The 19,470-nt window shown below is 58.4% G+C and carries 14 protein-coding genes; 9 read left to right on the forward strand and 5 right to left on the reverse strand.

The genetic code is table 11. The annotated features are described in order from the left end of the window. Window positions 1-253 precede the first annotated feature (253 nt). The 8 genes from ACYZTM_RS00755 to ACYZTM_RS00790 all read left to right on the forward strand — a co-directional run bounded on the left by ACYZTM_RS00755 (window position 254) and on the right by ACYZTM_RS00790 (window position 12,250). Window positions 254-1,171, forward strand: a complete 918-nt coding sequence (locus ACYZTM_RS00755) for a LysR family transcriptional regulator (RefSeq protein WP_257605177.1) — start codon at window positions 254-256, stop codon at window positions 1,169-1,171. 310 nt (window positions 1,172-1,481) lie between these two features. After that, a complete protein-coding gene (gene mexE / locus ACYZTM_RS00760; RefSeq protein ID WP_131058577.1) occupies window positions 1,482-2,735 on the forward strand; it encodes a multidrug efflux RND transporter periplasmic adaptor subunit MexE in 1,254 nt (417 codons plus the stop codon). 15 nt (window positions 2,736-2,750) lie between these two features. Next, window positions 2,751-5,933, forward strand: a complete 3,183-nt coding sequence (locus ACYZTM_RS00765) for an efflux RND transporter permease subunit (protein WP_131058578.1) — start codon at window positions 2,751-2,753, stop codon at window positions 5,931-5,933. Continuing rightward, window positions 5,930-7,351: an efflux transporter outer membrane subunit gene (locus ACYZTM_RS00770; RefSeq protein ID WP_131058579.1), complete on the forward strand. Its 1,422-nt coding sequence runs from the start codon at window positions 5,930-5,932 to the stop codon at window positions 7,349-7,351. Before ACYZTM_RS00765 ends, ACYZTM_RS00770 begins: the two co-directional genes overlap by 4 nt. Before the next feature lie 238 nt (window positions 7,352-7,589). Continuing rightward, window positions 7,590-7,730 (forward strand): hypothetical protein, encoded by a 141-nt coding sequence (locus ACYZTM_RS00775; RefSeq protein WP_461989293.1) that lies wholly within the window; start codon window positions 7,590-7,592, stop codon window positions 7,728-7,730. Window positions 7,731-7,897: 167 nt separating this feature from the next. Continuing rightward, window positions 7,898-8,953 (forward strand): HEAT repeat domain-containing protein, encoded by a 1,056-nt coding sequence (locus ACYZTM_RS00780; RefSeq protein ID WP_131058580.1) that lies wholly within the window; start codon window positions 7,898-7,900, stop codon window positions 8,951-8,953. Between the two features lie 127 nt (window positions 8,954-9,080). Beyond that, window positions 9,081-10,583: an ATPase domain-containing protein gene (locus tag ACYZTM_RS00785; RefSeq protein WP_461986403.1), complete on the forward strand. Its 1,503-nt coding sequence runs from the start codon at window positions 9,081-9,083 to the stop codon at window positions 10,581-10,583. Window positions 10,584-10,597: 14 nt separating this feature from the next. Continuing rightward, a complete protein-coding gene (locus ACYZTM_RS00790; protein WP_371928398.1) occupies window positions 10,598-12,250 on the forward strand; it encodes an ATP-binding protein in 1,653 nt (550 codons plus the stop codon). A 31-nt stretch (window positions 12,251-12,281) separates the two neighbouring features. On the opposite strand, the gene ACYZTM_RS00795 is transcribed toward ACYZTM_RS00790, so the two are convergent. The 5 genes from ACYZTM_RS00795 to ACYZTM_RS00815 all read right to left on the reverse strand — a co-directional run bounded on the left by ACYZTM_RS00795 (window position 12,282) and on the right by ACYZTM_RS00815 (window position 18,826). Beyond that, the gene (locus ACYZTM_RS00795) at window positions 12,282-12,659 is read right to left on the reverse strand and encodes a response regulator (RefSeq protein WP_131058583.1); all 378 of its coding nucleotides are present in this window, start codon (window positions 12,657-12,659) and stop codon (window positions 12,282-12,284) included. 77 nt (window positions 12,660-12,736) lie between these two features. Further along, window positions 12,737-13,918 (reverse strand): hybrid sensor histidine kinase/response regulator, encoded by a 1,182-nt coding sequence (locus ACYZTM_RS00800; RefSeq protein ID WP_131058584.1) that lies wholly within the window; start codon window positions 13,916-13,918, stop codon window positions 12,737-12,739. Continuing rightward, window positions 13,912-14,505, reverse strand: a complete 594-nt coding sequence (locus ACYZTM_RS00805) for a chemotaxis protein CheB (RefSeq protein WP_131058585.1) — start codon at window positions 14,503-14,505, stop codon at window positions 13,912-13,914. The genes ACYZTM_RS00800 and ACYZTM_RS00805 overlap by 7 nt, the downstream gene beginning before the upstream one ends. Further along, window positions 14,502-15,317, reverse strand: coding sequence for a CheR family methyltransferase (locus ACYZTM_RS00810; RefSeq protein WP_131058738.1), 816 nt, complete (start codon window positions 15,315-15,317; stop codon window positions 14,502-14,504). Before ACYZTM_RS00810 ends, ACYZTM_RS00805 begins: the two co-directional genes overlap by 4 nt. A 17-nt stretch (window positions 15,318-15,334) precedes the next feature. Then, complete coding sequence (locus ACYZTM_RS00815; RefSeq protein WP_461986406.1) at window positions 15,335-18,826, reverse strand: response regulator; 3,492 nt, start codon at window positions 18,824-18,826, stop codon at window positions 15,335-15,337. Between the two features lie 258 nt (window positions 18,827-19,084). Between ACYZTM_RS00815 and ACYZTM_RS00820 the strand changes: the two genes are divergently transcribed. Next, window positions 19,085-19,444: a response regulator gene (locus ACYZTM_RS00820; protein ID WP_131058587.1), complete on the forward strand. Its 360-nt coding sequence runs from the start codon at window positions 19,085-19,087 to the stop codon at window positions 19,442-19,444. The last annotated feature ends 26 nt before the right edge of the window (window positions 19,445-19,470 follow it).

Here is a 19,470-nt window from a genome sequence, read left to right on the forward strand (position 1 = left end):
AGAAACCTCTAATGCCCTGAACTCTATCTGGGCTTTCTACCCAAGACTATCAGTGGCTATTAATAGTCGACATGCCTGTCATTGATTCCGCAGCATCCACAGGATCAACGGTTGTCGTAAAAATCCGGGTAGCCGTTCCAGGGAAACTGAATTATTCGGTGCAGAGTAGCAGCCTTTCCCCGTAAGATTCATGCCGGCCATTGTTCTCATATGGCCGCTCTCGTCAAGCTTGATGACTCTGCCAGGACTCCAGATGAATCGTAATGACCTGCGTCGTGTCGACCTGAACCTGTTGATCGTTTTCGAAACATTGATGCACGAACGCAGTGTGACCCGTGCTGCGGAGAAACTGTTCCTCGGTCAGCCGGCCATCAGTGCGGCGCTCTCGCGCCTGCGCGGGCTGTTCGATGATCCGTTGTTCGTGCGAACCGGGCGCAGCATGGAGCCTTCGGCCCGCGCGGTGGAAATCTTCGCCCTGCTCTCTCCGGCACTGGATTCGATTTCCACCGCGGTCAGCCGTGCGGCGGAATTCGACCCGGCGACCAGTACGGCGGTATTCCGCATTGGCCTGTCGGACGATGTCGAGTTCGCGTTGTTGCCGATGCTGCTCAAACGCTTGCGCGCCGAATCGCCGGGAATCGTACTGGTGGTGCGTCGGGCTAACTACATTCTGATGCCAAGCCTTTTGGCCTCGGGCGAGATTTCCATCGGCGTCAGCTACACCGCCGACCTGCCGGCCAACGCCAAGCGCAAAGTGCTGCGTCGCAGCATGCCGAAGCTGTTGCGTGCCGATACGGTACCAGGGCCGTTAAGCCTGGATGACTTCTGCGCCCGCCCCCATGCGCTGGTGTCGTTTGCCGGCGACCTGAGCGGCTTTATAGATGAAGAACTGGAGAAGCTCGGGCGCAAGCGTCATGTGGTGCTCGCGGTGCCGCAGTTCAACGGGCTCAGCACGCTCATCAGCGGCACCGACATTGTCGCGACGGTGCCCGATTACACGGCTGACGCGTTGACAGCGGCTGGCGGTGTGCGGGCTGAAGACCCACCGTTGCCGGTGCGCAGCTTTGAATTGCACATGGCGTGGCGTGGGTCGCAGGACAATGATCCGGGTGAGCGTTGGTTGCGGTCCAGGATTCAGATGTTTTTTGGTGACCCGGATAGCTTGGCCTGATCCTGACCCTGTGTTGGGGCTGATGGCCCCTTCGCGGGCAAGCCTCGCTCCTACAGTCGATCGCGCCCACCTATAGGAGCGAGGCTTGCCCGCGAAGGGCGCAACTCGGTTTCAAGCCATTCCTTTGCATTACCTGCAACACTGAATTGTCATGAATCAATTGATTGCTCCTCAACGCAAGGTGCATGCTAGAGGGCTTGCTTCAGACTCATATCATTCCGAATGATAGTTACCTTCGCTTCATTCGATTCGTGCGATACCACCCCGCCGCTCATCATCCGCCCATCTCAATACATTGGCGGATGCATCCATGGAACAGTCACTCAAACATTTGCGCTTCCCGTTGGCCATGTTGGCCGTACTGGTGATGAGCGCCTGCGGCAAGGCTCCGGAGTCTGCCGCTACCATGCCTGCGGCGAAAGTCAGTGTCGCCAAGGTACTGGAACAACCGGTCAACGAGTGGGACGAATTCACCGGGCGCCTTGAAGCGCCAGAAACCGTAGAAATTCGTCCACGGGTCTCCGGCCAGATTGATGAAGTGGCCTTCACTGAAGGTGCGCTGGTCAAGAAAGGCGACTTGCTGTTCCAGATTGACCCACGTCCCTTCCAGGCCGAGGTCCGCCGCCTCGAAGCACTGGTTGCCCAAGGTCGCGCCAACGCCACCCGCAGCGAAAATGAAGCCCAGCGCGGCGAACGCTTGCGCACCAGCAACGCAATCTCTGCTGAACTCGCCGACTCGCGCACCAGCGCTTCCCAGGAAGCCCGCGCGGCCGTCGGTGCGATCCAGGCTCAACTGGACCTGGCCAAGCTGAATCTGAGCTTCACCCGTGTCACCGCGCCAATCAGTGGTCGCGTCAGCCGTGCGGAAATCACCGCCGGCAACCTGGTGACCGCCGATACCACCGCGCTGACCAGCGTCGTTTCCACCGACAAGGTCTACGCCTACTTCGATGCCGACGAACGTGTGTTCCTCAAATACACCCAGCTCGCTCGTCAGGGCAAACGCGGCGCCACCACCCCGGTTTACCTAGGTCTGTCCAACGAAGACGGCAACCCGCACCAGGGCGTGATGAACTTCGTCGACAACCGGGTCAATCCGCAAACCGGCACCATTCGTGGTCGCGCCGTGTTCGACAACACCGACGGCACCTACACCCCGGGCCTGTATGCCCGTTTGAAGCTGGTCGGCAGCGGCACCTACTCCGCCGTGCTGATCAACGACGAAGCCGTCGGCACCGACCTGGGTAAAAAGTTCGTGCTGGTGATGGATGCCGACAACAAGACTGTGTACCGCGCCGTCGAGCTGGGTCCGAAAATCGAAGGTCTGCGCATTGTGCGCAACGGCCTGAACAAGGACGACACGATCATCGTCAAGGGTCTGCAACGGGTACGTCCCGGTTCGCCAGTCACCCCTGAAGTGATCCCGATGGCCAGCGAACAAACCATCGCGGCACTCGCTCAACAACGACAAGCGCTGGAAGCCAGCAACCTGCCCCAAGTCGCACCTGCCAAGGTCGCGCCGGGTTCGGTTGTGAAACTGGCTGCTGCGTCTCCACGCGGTTAAGGGACAACGACTCCGATGAATTTTTCCCAATTCTTCATTTCACGGCCGATCTTCGCAGCGGTACTGTCGCTGCTGATCCTGATCGCCGGTGCCATCTCGCTGTTCCAGTTACCGATCAGCGAATACCCGGAAGTCGTGCCACCGACCGTTGTGGTTCGCGCCAACTTCCCGGGCGCCAACCCGAAAGTCATCGGTGAAACCGTGGCCGCTCCCCTGGAGCAAGCCATCACCGGCGTCGAGAACATGCTGTACATGTCCTCGCAGTCTACCGCTGACGGCAAGATCACCCTGACCATCACCTTTGCCCTGGGTACCGACCTAGACAACGCACAGGTGCAGGTTCAGAACCGTGTGACCCGTACCGAGCCGAAACTTCCAGAAGAAGTGACGCGCATCGGTATCACCGTTGACAAGGCTTCGCCCGACCTGACCATGGTTGTGCACTTGACCTCGCCGGACAAACGCTACGACATGCTCTACCTGTCCAACTACGCCTTGCTCAACATCAAGGATGAGCTGGCGCGTCTGGGCGGTGTCGGTGACGTGCAGTTGTTCGGTATGGGCGACTACTCACTGCGGGTCTGGCTTGATCCGAACAAAACCGCTTCGCGCAACCTGACCGCGACCGATGTAGTGACCGCGATCCGTGAACAGAACCGTCAGGTCGCTGCCGGTGCCCTCGGTGCGCCGCCAGCGCCGAATGCCACTGCGTTCCAGCTGTCGGTCAACACTCAGGGCCGTCTGGTTTCTGAAGAAGAGTTCGAGAACATCATCGTTCGCTCCGGCGACAACGGTGAAATCACGCACCTGAAAGACATTGCTCGCATTGAGCTGGGTTCCAGCCAATACGCGCTGCGCTCGCTGCTGAACAACCAGCCGGCGGTGGCGATCCCGATCTTCCAGCGCCCTGGTTCCAACGCGATCGAGATCTCCAACGAAGTTCGCGACAAAATGGCCGAACTGAAGAAGAACTTCCCGGAAGGCATGGACTTCAGCATCGTTTATGACCCGACGATCTTCGTGCGCGGCTCCATCGAGGCGGTGGTTCACACCCTCTTCGAAGCGCTGATCCTCGTTGTGTTGGTGGTGATCCTGTTCCTGCAAACCTGGCGCGCCTCGATCATTCCGTTGGTGGCGGTACCGGTTTCGCTGATCGGTACGTTTGCCGTGATGCACCTGTTCGGCTTCTCGTTAAACGCCCTGTCACTGTTCGGTCTGGTATTGGCCATCGGTATCGTGGTGGATGACGCCATCGTGGTGGTGGAAAACGTCGAGCGAAACATCGGATTGGGACTGACACCGGTCGAAGCGACCAAGCGGGCCATGCGTGAAGTGACCGGCCCGATCATAGCAACCGCGCTGGTGCTGTGTGCGGTGTTTATCCCGGCGGCGTTCATCTCCGGCTTGACCGGTCAGTTCTATAAGCAGTTCGCTTTGACCATTGCGATCTCGACCGTGATCTCGGCGTTCAACTCGCTGACCCTGTCGCCTGCACTGGCTGCTGTGTTGCTCAAAAGCCATGACGCACCGAAAGACCGTTTCTCCAGGGTCCTCGACAAGATCTTCGGTGGCTGGCTGTTCCGTCCGTTCAACCGTTTCTTTGACAAGGCCAGCCATAGTTATGTCGGCACTGTAGGCCGGGTTATCCGCAGCAGCGGTATTGCCCTGCTGCTGTACGCAGGCCTGATGGTGTTGACCTTCTTCGGTTTCTCCAGCACCCCGACCGGTTTCGTACCCGGCCAGGACAAGCAATACCTGGTGGCTTTCGCGCAACTGCCGGACGCCTCGAGCCTGGACCGTACCGAAGACGTGATCAAACGCATGTCCGACCTGGCCCTGAAACAGCCTGGCGTGGAAAGTGCGGTGGCCTTCCCCGGCCTGTCGATCAACGGCTTCACCAACAGTCCTAACGCCGGCATCGTGTTTGTGACCCTGAAACCGTTCGACGAGCGCAAAGACCCGAGCATGTCCGCTGGTGCGATTGCCGGTGCACTGAACGGCCAGTTCGCCGGGATTCAAGAAGCCTACATGGCGATCTTCCCGCCGCCGCCGGTACAAGGCCTGGGCACCATCGGTGGTTTCCGCCTGCAGATCGAAGACCGGGGCAACCTGGGCTATGACGAGCTGTACAAAGAAACCATGAACATCATCAACAAAAGCCACAACGTGCCGGAACTGGCCGCCCTGTTCACCAGCTACACCGTGAACGTGCCGCAGGTCGATGCCGCCATCGACCGGGAAAAAGCCAAGACCCACGGCGTGGCCGTCAGCGACATCTTCGACACCCTGCAGATCTACCTGGGTTCGTTGTATGCCAACGACTTCAACCGCTTCGGCCGTACCTACCAGGTCAACGTTCAGGCTGAACAGCAGTTCCGTCTCGAACCGGACCAGATCGGTCAGTTGAAAGTGCGTAACAACAAAGGCGAGATGATCCCGCTGGCGACCTTCATCAAGGTCAGCGACACCTCGGGGCCGGACCGCGTGATGCACTACAACGGCTTCATCACCGCTGAAATCAACGGTGCGGCAGCCCCCGGCTACAGCTCCGGCCAAGCCGAAAAAGCCATTGAGAAACTGCTGAAGGAAGAACTTCCCAACGGCATGACCTACGAATGGACCGACCTGACCTACCAGCAGATTCTGTCCGGCAACACCGCGCTGTTTGTGTTCCCGCTCTGCGTATTGTTGGCGTTCCTGGTGCTCGCGGCTCAGTACGAAAGCTGGAGCCTGCCACTGGCGGTGATCCTGATCGTACCGATGACCCTGCTGTCGGCCATCACCGGTGTGATTGCTTCGGGAGGCGACAACAACATCTTCACCCAGATCGGATTGATCGTACTGGTGGGACTTGCGTGTAAGAACGCGATTCTGATCGTCGAGTTTGCCAAGGATAAACAGCAGGACGAAGGCCTCAGCCCGCTCGCCGCGGTATTGGAAGCCTGCCGTCTGCGTCTGCGGCCGATCCTGATGACCTCCTTCGCGTTCATCATGGGTGTCGTGCCTCTGGTGTTCTCCAGCGGTGCCGGTGCCGAAATGCGTCATGCCATGGGTGTGGCGGTGTTCTCCGGGATGCTCGGGGTGACCTTCTTCGGTCTGTTGCTGACACCAGTGTTCTACGTATTGATTCGTAACTTTGTGGAGCGCGGTGAAAAACGCAAAGCGGCCAAGGCCCTGAAACTGGAGGCGCAACAATGAGCCTGAAAGCCTTCCTGCCGAGCCTTCTGGTACTGGCCCTGAGCGCCTGTGCCGTCGGCCCGGACTACAAGACCCCAGCCACTGAGCCGGCGAACATCACCACCGCTACCGATGGTGCAGCCGGCCAGAAGAACTTCGACCGTACGCGTTTCGAAGGCATCTGGTGGCAGCAGTTCGAAGACCCGACCCTCAACCAGTTGGTGACTCAATCGCTGCAAGGCAACCGTGATTTGCGCGTAGCCTTCGCCCGCTGGAAAGCGGCCCGGGCGATCCGCGATGACGTCAGCAATGACGCCATGCCAACCATCACCAGCCGCGCCAGCAGTGATTTGGGTAAAGGTCAGATTCCAGGCCAGACCACCAAGCGGGTTAACAGCGAACGCTACGACCTGGGCCTGGACATGGCCTGGGAACTGGACTTATTTGGGCGTATCCAGCGCAACCTGGAATCCAGTGACGCCGAACAGCAAGCGGCCGAAGCCGATCTGTACCAACTGCAAGTCACCATGATTGCCGAACTGGTCGACGCCTACGGTCAACTGCGCGGTGCACAACTGCGTGAAAAGATTGCCTTGGCCAACCTGAACAACCAGCAGGAATCGCGCAAGATCACCGAAAGCCTGCGTGATGCCGGCGTCGGCGATCAACTGGACGTGGAGCGTGCCGATGCACGCCTCGCTTCGGTCGAAGCCAGCGTGCCGCAGTTGCAGGCTGAACAGGTTCGGCAGAAAAACCGTATCGCCACCCTGCTGGGTGAGCGTCCGGACAAGCTGACCGTCAACCTGAGTCCAAAAGACTTGCCGGCTATCGCCAAGGCGTTGCCGATCGGTGATCCGGGTGAATTGCTGCAACGTCGTCCGGACATCCTCAGCGCCGAGCGCAAACTGGCCTCCGCCACCGCCCGTATCGGCGTGGCCAAGGCTGATTTGTTCCCTCGGGTCAGCCTCAGCGGTTTCCTTGGCTTCACCGCCGGCCGTGGTTCGCAAATCGGTTCGGCGGCGGCCAATGCCTGGGCGCTCGGCCCAAGCATCACTTGGGCAGCGTTTGACCTGGGCAGTGTGCGGGCCCGTCTGCGCGGCGCCGATGCCGATGCCGAAGGCGCGCTGGCGACCTACGAGCAACAAGTGTTGCTGGCGCTGGAAGAGTCGGAAAACGCGTTCAGCGACTACGGCAAACGTCAGCAACGGTTGATCTCGCTGATCCGTCAGAGCGAAGCGAGTCGTGCCGCCGCGGACCTGGCCGAAATTCGCTACCGCGAAGGCACCGTGGACTTCCTCGTCCTGCTGGATGCCCAACGTGAACGCCTGGCAGCCGAAGATACCCAAGCCTTGGCCGAAACCGATCTTTATCGCGGCATTGTCGCGATTTACAAAGCCCTTGGCGGTGGCTGGCAACCAGAGACGGTCGCCAGCAAGTAAGTTTTTAAAGAGCTCCTTTGGTTGGCCGCAACCGACCAATTTTTTAGCCCTGCGCCTCATTCGGTCGCGGGGCTTTTTTTGCCTGCACAATTCTGAATCCCCTGTGGGAGCGAGCTTGCTCGCGATAGCGGTGGATCATTCAGAATTATTGTCGACAGACTCACCGCCATCGCGAGCAAGCTCGCTCCCATAGGGTTACCGGCGATCTTGAGATTTTTTGGTTTCCTGGACCGTCACCGTGGCCGTCGTCCCCGCCCGCAGCTATCAGGTTGGCCTGGTTGCGCAGCAAATCGGCCTAGGCGAACAACAGCACCCCTTGTCCGGGTTTGAGTATTGCCTTGAAGTACTGGAGCAGCGGTTGCATGGGAATACTCTTTGAGTCATCTCCAGCAAGCGTAGTCACTGCTTCATGGCTTCGATGGGTTTCAATGTCGACGCGAACTGTAGGCAAATTCACCGGCATTGAACTGAGTCAGGGTTTGACTCACACGCCCACCTGACCGAAGCTGACAGCTTTGCAAAAGCCGCCAGCCCCCGGATTCCTGCATGCCCCAGTCCCGCCGCTACTTGCTCATCAGCCTCTGTGTCCTGTTCGCCTTCGCTCTTGCCTGGTTTTTCCTGCGCAGCACGACACCCGTGGTGCCGGAAGCCATCAAGCGCGGTTACAGCGAAGCATTGACCCAGGCTCGCGCCGGGCAACCGGGGGCCGCACGAGTTCTGTACCAACAGTTGGCTCGCCCCGACCTGTCGCCCAAACGTCGTGTCTGGCTGCACGCCGAACTGCCTAATTACCCCAGCCCACAAGCCCTGAAACTGGCGGCCGCAGACCTGCAAAACTCCTCGGCCGACGTGCGCATTGCGGCAATCAAGAGCATCGGCGGACTGGTGCCCAGCGGGCAGCGCAGTCTGCTGATCGGGCCGTTGCTGGATGACAGCGAACAAAGCGTCCGGTCTGCCGCGATCAACGCGCTGTTGGGCTTGTCGCCGGATGACCTGGGCTTGTATTTCGGGCCGTTGGAGCAAGCCATCGATGCCTGGGAACAGGTCCTGAAGAGCCAGCCGGAAAGCGCCGAAACCCAATACCAACTGGCCCGCCTGCACCTGCACAACAGCGAACTGAAAGAGGCACAGCAGGCGCTGGAACGCTCGTTGCAGCTGGCCCCGGTCAATTTACCGGCGCTGGTCATGCAGATTGAAGTGCTGGACAAGCAAGGCCAAAGCGACGCCGCTCGGCAGTTGCTGGCGAAACAGCTGAAGGCGCAACCCGACTCGGCCTACCTGCAACATGCCTTGGGGCTTTGGTTGCTGCATCACGGGCAAAGTGAGTTCGCCCTGCTCGGTCTGTCCAAAGCGGTCGAGATTGAACCGAACAACAAGGATTACCGCTATGACCTGGCGACTACCCTGCATGGCGAGCAAGAACTGGAAGCAGCGCAAAAGCAGCTGCAGGAGATCGTTCAGCGCCATCCCGCCGACCGCAAGGCGCGGGTGCTGTTGATCAATTACTGGAAGGAAAGCGGACAACTGCAGAACGTGCAGATCCTTCTGGCGCAGCTGGAACAGCTCAATCCCGATGATCCGGCGTTGCAGCAAGGCTTGTAACGGCCCCCTCCATCACGCCAACAAAAAGGTTGAACCGTCGCAACGTCAAAAGGTCAAGTGATCAGGCAGTCCATTCAGGCACTTCAGGCCTGCAGCCTCGCTTCCCCTAGTCATGAGAGGGTTTTTTTTGTCTACATCTAACGAGTTGTTCAGTGCAAAAGCCGCCACCGGCATCGAAGGTCTGGATGACATCCTGGCCGGTGGATTGTCCCGCGGGCATGTGTTTTTGCTGGAGGGTGAACCCGGAACCGGCAAAACCACCGTCGCGTTGCATTTTCTGTTGGCCGGCGCTCGTGCCGGCGAGCGCTCGTTGTACATCACGCTTTCAGAAACCGAGCGCGAACTGCGCCAAGGGGCGTTGTCCCACGGTTGGGAGCTGGATGAACACATCCACATCTTCGAGTTGACCCCGCCAGAAAGCCTGCTCAATGCCGACCATCAGCAGAGCCTCCTGTATTCCTCGGACCTTGAGCTGGGTGAAGCGACCAAACAGATTTTCGAAGTGGTCGAACGGGTCAAGCCGACCCGGGTGGTCCTCGACAGCCTTTCCGAAATCCGATTGCTGGCCCAGAGTTCACTGCGTTATCGCCGGCAGATTCTGGCGATCAAGCACTACTTCGTGCGCTACGACGCCACCGTTCTTTTGCTGGATGACCTGACCACCGAATCCCTCGACAAGACCGTCCACAGCGTGGCGCACGGTGTTGTTCGCCTCGAAGAACTGACGCCCAACTATGGCGCCGAGCGCCGGCGGGTCCGCGTCGTGAAATACCGCGGTCAGAAGTACCGTGGCGGTTTTCATGACTTCACCATCATGGGCGACGGCGTTCACGTGTTCCCTCGTCTGGTCGCGGCTGAACACCGCGGCGGTTACACGCGCCGGCAGTTAACCAGCGGCATCGACGAATTGGATGCCCTGCTCGGCGGCGGCATCGAGACCGGTTCCAGCACGCTGATTCTCGGCCCGGCCGGTACCGGCAAGTCGCTGATCTCGATGATCTTCGCTGCGGCCGCCGTCGCCCGGGGTGAGAAAGCCGCGCTGTTTATCTTCGACGAGGAACTGGGGCTGCTGTTCGAGCGCATGAAAAACATGGGCATCGACCTGCAAGCGCTGCAAGACACCGGCAACCTGCTGATCGAGCAAGTCGACGCCGCCGAGTTGTCCCCCGGCGAGTTCTCTCACCGGGTTCGTCGTTGTGTCGATGAGCGCGAGATCAAAACGGTGGTGATCGACAGCATCAACGGTTATCAGGCCGCGATGCCCGAGGAAAACGCGCTGGTGCTGCACATGCACGAGTTGCTGCTGTACCTCAACCGCCGAGGTGCCGCGACGTTCATGACGGTGGCCCAACATGGGCTGGTCGGGGACATGCAGGCGCCAGTCGACATTACTTATCTGGCAGACACGGTGATTCTTTTGCGTTACTTCGAAGCCCTGGGCAAAGTTCGCCGGGCCATTTCAATTATCAAGAAACGCACCGGCAGCCACGAATCGACTATTCGCGAATACCGCATCGGCAACACGGGCATGAAGATCGGTGAGCCTTTGGATGCTTTCCAGGGCGTGTTGCGCGGCGTGCCGACTTATCTGGGCGCCAGCCAGCCACTCCTTAAGGAAAATGTCCGGTGAGGGTTATCGAGGCGATGTCCGAGCGCGCGATCATTCTCGCGCCGCTGGGACGCGACAGCCAGATTGCGCTGATGATGCTCAATGAGGCGGGATTCGAAGGCCTCGTTACCCGGGATCTGGTCACGCTGTGCGGCGAACTCGCGCAAGGCGCCGGCCTGCTGGTGATTTCTTCGGAAGCGTTGATGGGTTGTGATATCGCGCCTCTGCTGGGTTTGATCGAGCAACAACCGACCTGGTCAGACCTGCCGATCGTACTGCTGACTCACCACGGCGGCCCGGAACAGAACCCCGCGTCACGTCTCGGCCCGCAACTGGGCAACGTAACCTTCCTCGAGCGCCCGTTTCATCCGGTGACGTTGATCAGCCTCGTCACCACCGCGTTGCGTGGACGACGACGACAGTATGAAGCCAGGGACCGGTTGATTGACCTGAGCCAAAGCGAACTGCGCCTGCAAAACACGCTGGAAACCCTCGAGCAACAGGTCGAGGAACGCACCGCCCAACTGCGACACAACGAAGAAGCCCTCAGGCAGTCGCAGAAAATGGAAGCGGTCGGCCAACTCACCGGCGGCATCGCGCATGATTTCAACAACATGCTGACCGGCATCATCGGCAGCCTGGAGCTGCTGCGTCGCCGCCTGGCCCGGGGTCGCACCGATGACCTGGACGGTCTGATCGATCTGGGGGTGACCTCCGCCAATCGTGCAGCAGGCCTGACTCATCGCCTGCTGGCCTTTTCCCGACGCCAGTCGCTGGATTCCAAACCCGTGGAAATGAACACCCTGGTCGTATCGATGGGTGAACTCTTGCAGCGCAGCATCAACGAAAGCATTCATCTGGACATGCAGCTAAGCGAAGACCTGTGGGTGGCCGAGGCCGATCCCAATCAGCTCGAAAGCGCCCTGCTCAACCTGGTGCTGAACGCCCGAGATGCCATGCCAGAAGGCGGAAAACTGGTGGTCAACACCTCAAATCAACACTTGGACAATGGCTTCACCCGGGTCCACAGCAACCTGCAACCGGGTGATTACGTGGTACTGAGCGTGACCGATACCGGCTGCGGTATGCCGGAGGGCACTATCAGCAGGGCCTTTGATCCATTCTTCACGACCAAACCGATCGGCCAGGGCACGGGTTTGGGCTTGTCGATGATTTACGGTTTCAGCAAGCAGTCCCACGGTCACGTGTCCATCGAGAGTGAAGTGGGTAACGGCACGACGGTGAGTCTGTATTTGCCGCGCTACAACGGTGATCTGGTCGAGGACACACTGATCGATATCGCACACGCGCCTTACGCCCAGAACGGTGAAACCGTGCTGATCGTCGAGGACGATCCGGCGGTACGCGTGCTGGTCAGTGCAGTATTGAGTGAGTTGGGCTATGCCTTCGTCGAAGCGGGCGATGCCGATAGCGCAGTGCCGATTCTCGACTCGGGCCAGCGTATCGACCTGTTGATCAGCGATGTGGGGTTGCCTGGAATGAATGGCCGGCAACTGGCAGAAATCGGTCGGCAGTACCGGCCTGATCTGAAAGTGTTGTTCATTACCGGTTATGCCGAACACGCGGCGGTGCGCGGCGGCTTCCTTGACCCTGGCATGCAGATGATCACCAAGCCGTTCACGTTCGACCTGTTGACGGCCAAGGTGCGGGAGATGATCCGAATCTGAAAGCCCCCACAACTGGGGGCTGCGGGGCCTTTTACGACAGCATTTCCTGCATGATCTCTTGCAACACATCCAGATCGAACGGCTTGCCGAGGATCGGCGCCTTGCGCGTGATCGGGCTGTCGGTCTCGCGGATTTCCTGCGGATAACCGCTGATAAAAATCACTTTGAGTTCCGGTCGCAGCTTCACGGCAGGCTCGGCGATCTGCACGCCGGAAATCCCGCCGGGCAGGCGAAAGTCCGTGATCATCATGTCCAGGTGTGGCTTGCTCGCCAGTATTTCAAAAGCCTGCTCGCCGTTTTCGGCCTGCAGCACCCGGTAACCTTCACCCGACAAGTAAGCGGACAATACCATCAGAATCGAGGGGTCATCCTCGACGATGAGTACTACATCTTGTGCATCTTCACTCATGGGAAGCCTTTGTTCGGTCAATAGCTGCTGATACGACCATAGGGTCGATCAGAGGTTGCGTTTATCGGGCTGTTTTCCTACAGCGGCAGACAAACGCGAAATAAGGCGCCCTCGTTGATCTTGCTCTCGACGGCGATGGAGCCGCCATGGGCGGCGACGATCTGTTCGGAAATAAACAGCCCCAGTCCCAGCCCCGCGATCACGGTCTTGGCTGACACCCGTTCGAACTGTTGAAAAATACGCTTCTGGTTTTCTTCACTGATACCGATCCCGCGATCCTGCACTTCGACCCGTGCCTGACCCTCGTGACAGTAGACCCTCACATCGATTCGGCTCTTGCCACCATAACGCAAGGCGTTGGTCAGCAGATTTGAAATCACTTGTTCGATGCGAAATTCGTCCCAGTTGCCGACCACTGGCTGTTCAGCCGTAAACGCAACGGAACACTCGGCGGCGTCGACCTGCGGCGCGAAGTTTTGCAACAAATTGCTGACCAATTGCACGAGGTCAAATCGGGTCGTGCGGATCGACAGCTTGCCGGTGCGAATGCGTGAAACATCCAGCATGTCTTCAATGAGACGGATCAGGCTTTTGATCTGCCGCTCGTCTCGGTCGACCATGGCGTGCATCTTGTCGAGGGTGAACGCTGACGCGTTGTCCCGGGCCAGGTGCATCTTGCGCAACTGGGTTTCGAGGATCAGGCCATTGAGCGGTGTACGGACTTCGTGGGCGACAATCGACATGAAGTCATCACGCATGCGCACCGCTTGTTCCAGCTCATTCTGTGTGGCCTGCAATTGCTTGAGCAGCGCTTCCTGTTCGCGGCGAGCCTGTTCCAGCTCTTCGACCTGCTGCTTCATCGCCTTGCTTTGGCGATACAGGTCGACAAACACGTTGACCTTGCTCTTGACCGCATGAATATCCAGCGGCTTGTGCAGGAAGTCCACGGCACCGCTTTCGTAGCCCTTGAACGCGTAGTTCAGCTCGCGGCCAGCGGCACTGACGAAGACAATCGGGATGTTCTTGGTTTTTTCCGTGCCGCGCATTAATTCGGCCAGTTCGAAGCCGTTCATGCCCGGCATCTGCACGTCGAGAATGGCCATGGCGAATTCGTGTTGCAGCAGCAACGACAAGGCTTCGTCAGCGGACAAGGCTTTATAGACCATGCGGTCTTCACGCTTGATCAATGCCTCAAGCGCCAGCAGGTTCTCCGGCAGATCGTCGACAATCAGCAGTTTGGCTTGGATGTTACTCAGCATGCTATTCGTTCCAGCTCGACAAGCAGACGGCCGATGCCGCGTATAGGGAGAATGTGATCCGGGTGATGCAAAGCCAACGCTGCCCGAGGCATGGTTGCGACCTGGGCCTCGCCCGGGTCCTGCACGATGGTCAGGCCCCCGCGACGTTTTACCTGAGCCAGACCGCTGGCGCCGTCGCGGTTGGCGCCGGTCAGCAGCACGGCAGCCAGGTGCTTGCCGTAAGCATCGGCGGCCGACTCGAACAGAAAATCGATGGCGGGCCGCGAATAATGCACGCGGTCCTCTAGGCTCAGGGAAAAGGTGCGGTCATGCTCCACCGACAAGTGATAGCCGGGCGTCGCGAAATACAGCGTTCCCGCTTCGACCTGCGTCTTGTCACGGGCCTCCTGAACTCGCATGGCCACGCGCCGATCGAACACTTCGGCCAAGTGGCTACGACGCTCGTCAGGCAGGTGCAGCACCACAATGATCGGCAGTGCGAAGCCTTCGCGCAGTGGGCTGAGGATACCCAACAACGCCTCCACGCCACCGGCCGAAGCACCGATCACGATAGCCTCCAAAGAAGGCAATTCCTCTGCATTACTCATGATTTACGGTAGATCCGTTCTTGTTTGACCAAGGGCACAAACTGGTTGCCGAAGGCCGAAAAATCCGGGGTTTCCTTACTGCCCAGCACCAGAAATCCACGATGGCAAAGGGATTCATGGAACAAACCGAACGCACGATCCTGAAGCTTTTTATTAAAGTAGATCAAAACATTACGACACGAAATTAATTGGGTTTCGGAGAACACGCTATCGGTCGCCAGACTGTGATCGGCGAAGGTCACGTTCTCACACAAGGTCTTGTCGAAAATCGCGTAGCCATACGCTGCCGTGTAGTAGTCGGCGAACGAACGCTGGCCACCTGACTGCTGGTAGTTATGAGTGTAGGCGCGGACGTTCTCCATGGAGAAAATCCCCTGCTTGGCCTTCTCCAGCGAGCGCGGATTGATGTCAGTGGCGTAAATGATGGTGCGATCGAGCAAGCCTTCTTCGCGCAGCAGAATCGCCATTGAATAGACTTCTTCGCCGGTGCTGCAACCGGCAATCCAGATCTTGATCGACGGATACGTCTTGAGCAGTGGCACCACTTCCTTGCGGATCGCCAGGAAATGCGAAGGGTCGCGAAACATTTCGCTGACCGGAATCGTCAGCAATTGCAGCAACTGCATGAACGCGGTCGGATCGTGCAGCACCTTCTCTTGCAGGGCGGAAATGGTGTTGCACTCAAACTGCACCAACGCATGCTTGACCCGGCGCTTGATCGAAGCGCCGGAGTAGTCGCGAAAGTCGTAGCTGTATTTGAGGTAGATCGCCTCGATCAACAACCGCAATTCGATTTCGCTGTTTCGCTCCATTGAATCAATGCGTTCCACTAAATGCGTTCCATCTTCGGTAACCACACGCGAATCAGCGAAAACAGGCGATCCAGGTCGATGGGCTTGGCCAGGTAATCGTTGGAGCCGGCTTGCAGGCAGCGCTCCTGATCGTCCTTCATGGCCTTGGCCGTGACCGCAATGATCGGCAGCTTGCGCCAGCGCGGGTCCTTGCGGATCTCGATGGTGGCTTCGAAACCATCCATCTCCGGCATCATCACGTCCATCAACACTAGATCGATGTCCTCGACTTCATTCAGTTTTTCAATCGCTTCACGGCCGTTCCGGCCGATGACCACGACTGCACCCTTTTGCTCCAGCGCGCTGGTCAGGGCGAAGATGTTGCGAACATCGTCGTCCACCAGCAGCACCTTGCGGCCCTCGAAGACCTTGTCGCGGCTGCGCGCGGTCTTGAGCATCCGTTGGCGTTCATGGGACAACCTGGATTCGACTTTGTGCAGAAAGAGTGTGACCTCATCCAGCAAGCGCTCCGGTGAGCGAGCGCCCTTGATGATAATCGATCGTGAATACTTGCGCAGTTCGGCCTCTTCATCCCGGGTCAGGTTGCGTCCGGTGTAGACGATGACCGGCGGGAACGAACAAATATCTTCGGTCGACATGCGCTTGAGCAGGTCGTTGCCGAGCATGTCCGGCAGCTTCAGATCGATGATCATGCAATCGAAAATGGTCGTGCGCAGTAGATCGAGCGCTTCCTGGGCGAAGCCGACGGCGGTGATCTCGATGTCTTCGTCGCCGATCAGGCGAGCAATGCTGTCACGCTGCAAATCGTCGTCTTCCACCAGCAGCACCCGCTTGACCTTCTGGGTCAGCTTGGCTTCGAGGCGGGCAAACACGTCCTTGAGTTCTTCTCGCGTGGTCGGCTTGACCGCATAACCGATGGCGCCCATGTGCATGGCGGCCTCGACCCGGTCTTCGACGGAAATCACATGAACCGGAATATGGCGGGTTTCGGCATGCTCTTTCAGACGCTGCAAGACCGTCAGCCCGGAATGATCCGGCAGGCGCATGTCCAGCAGAATAGCGTCGGGAATGAACTCTTTGGCCAGGTCGTAACCTTCATCAGCGCCATGGGCAACCAGGCACTGGTAACCCAGTTCGTGCGCCAGATCGTAGAGGATGTGTGCAAAGTTCGGCTCATCTTCCACCACCAGAATGCAACGGGTGGTAAATGGCGCCTTGCCGCGGTCATCGTCGAAACGCGGTATGTCGACTTCGGCAATCAATGGCACCAGCGCGGGCGTTGCCGCTCTCGGCGCCAAGGCGACCGGAGTGACCAGCATCGGCGCAACCGGCACATCGCCCGGTTCAACGTATTGCTGCGGCAGAACCAGGGTGAACACACTGCCCTGCCCCGGTTCGCTGGTGACGCTGATCGAACCGCCTAGCAACGCTGCCAGATCCCGGGAAATCGACAAGCCCAGACCCGTGCCGCCATAACGGCGATTGGTAGTGCCGTCGGCCTGGCGGAACGCTTCAAAAATGCTTTCCTGCTGGTGGGCGGCGATGCCGATCCCGGAATCGCGGACGATAAAGGCGATGCCGTCGTTTGGCTGGGACGCCACCGTCAGGCTGAGCGTGCCTTTTTCAGTAAATTTCACCGCGTTCGACAGCAGGTTCTTGATGACTTGTTCCAGACGCTGACGGTCGGTGAACAGCATCATCGGCGAACCTGGCTGGAGGTCGACCTCGAACTTCAACTTCTTGTCAGCGGCCATTGGTTCGAACATCCCGCGCAGCCCGTCCACCAGGCGCGCAACGCTGGTGTTTTCAGGACGCATCTCCAGTTTGCCGGCCTCGACCTTGGAAATATCGAGAATGTCATTGATCAGATTGAGCAAGTCATTGCCGGCGGAGTAGATCGACTCAGCGAACTTCACCTGCTCGGCGCTGAGGTTTTCCTGAGGGTTTTCTGCCAGCAACTTGGCCAGGATCAACGAACTGTTCAACGGCGTGCGCAGTTCGTGGGACATGTTGGCGAGGAACTCGGACTTGTACTTGCTCGAGCGCTGCAGTTCTTCGGCGCGTTCTTCAAGCTGGACCTGGGCTTGATTGAGCTCGGTGTTCTTCAGGTCCATCGCATCGCGCTGGTCGGCGAGGATCTGAGCCTGATCGGCGAGTTGTTCGTTGGTCTGCTCCAACTCGACTTGCTGGGTTTCCAGGTGAGCCTGTGACTCTTTAAGAATCCGCGACTGCTCTTCGAGTTCTTCGTTGGCGGTCTTGAGTTCTTCTTGCTGAACTTGCAGCTCTTCGTTGAGTTGCTGGGTTTCGGCCAGTACTTCCTGCAAACGTTGACGATAACGAGCGGCCTCGATCGACGTACCGATGTTGCCGGCAATCAACTCAAGCAACTCGATGTCGCGGTCGCTCAGGGGGCGCAGGAAGCCCAGTTCGATCACACCGTTGACACGGTCATCGTCGCTGGTTGGCACCACGAGCACGCTATGCGGCAGGCCTTCGCCCAGGCCGGAACTGACTTTGAAGTAGTCGCTTGGCACGTTATCGAGACGAATCAGACAAGCCTGTTGCGCCACCTGACCGACAATTCCTTCATCACTGTAAATCTGCTGGTCGCGCTCTTCCTGCTCGCGAGAAAAACCGTATGACGCCACACGTTTGAGGCCACCATGTTCTTCACGCACATAAATAGCAGCGACGGCCGAGCCCAGATATTGAGCACAGAATTGCAGGATGTTGCGCCCCAACAGATTGAGGGACAGTTGCCCCAACACTTGCTCGGCCAATTCGGTCTGGCCATTGCGCAACCAAGCTTGCTGTTCCAGACGCGAGGCGCTGGCCAGTTGCGCAGTGAGGTTGGCGCTGTAATTTTGCGAAAGGTTGAGCAAATCACGACGGCCGATATAGGCCAGCAAACCGCTGATACCGAGAATGAACAACAGGTAAAGGGTGATGCTCCAGATCGTGGTGCGGCGCACGTCCTCGTTGCGCGTGGTACGCAACTGCTGCTCCATGTCGATCACGTCTTCGAATTGCTTGCGGATCTCATCGGTAAGCCGCTTGCCCCGCCCGGCCTTGACGACACTGCGATAATCGCCGCTGGCGCGCTGCAGATCGATAAGCGACTGCGCGTAGTTGGCCCACTCCTGCTGCAAGGCCTGGAGCCGGTGCAGACGGTCGGTTTGAACCGGGTTGTCGGCAGTGAGCTCGAGCAAGGTTTTGAGGGCGACCGCGATTCTCGGCTTGGCCGTTTCATAGGGGTCGAGGAAATGCTCGTCGCCGCTGAGCAAAAAACCGCGCATCCCGGTTTCCAGATCAACGGTCAGCTTTACGGCTTCGTTGGCGTTATTGATCACCCGGTCGGTGTGTTCGACCCACTGGATCACCGACAGCAGGTATGTGATCAGCGCGACAAAAAACACTGCACTGAGCACACCGACACCCAACGGCAGGCTGATATTGCGGCTCAGGAGTTTACGGAATCGTTGCTCATCAACCGAAGACGCAGGGGTCATGGGAAGGCCTTGTCGAACTGTTCAAAACCAAGGAGTTTGCCCCAAAACTGGCACATTGATCCATTTTTCTGACGTGGATACGGGCAAATCCCTGCATTTAGCTGCTCTCGGTCAAAGGAGCGGTTATCCTGCCGCCTCTTGTACAGCTATTCTTTTTTGCACAGCGTTGGGAACTTGTCGGGATCTGCCACTTACTCATGCTAGAGCCCGGCGATTTCGATCGACCGGCGACCCTGAATTTCACTTGAGAGCCCTCTTATGTCCTCCGCCCCGTCCATCATCCTGGTAGTAGAAGACGATGCCATCGTGCGCATGCTGATCGTCGACGTATTGGAGGAACTGGAGTTCAAGGTCCTTGAGGCCGATGGCAGCGAACAGGCGCTCGAGTTTCTCAACGATGAAGACCAGCACATCGATTTGATGATGACCGATGTGGGTTTGCCGGTGATGGACGGCCGTGAATTGGCGACACAGGCCCGGATGCTGCGTCCTGAATTGCCGATTCTGTTTGCCAGTGGGTATGCAGAGAGCATTGATGTGCCGGCGGGCATGCAGGTGATCGGCAAGCCGTTTTCCATTGATCAGTTGCGGGACAAAGTAAAGAGCATTATTAAATAAGTATATCGACAATAAAACCCCTTCAA

The organism is Pseudomonas sp. MDT2-39-1 (assembly GCF_054898085.1).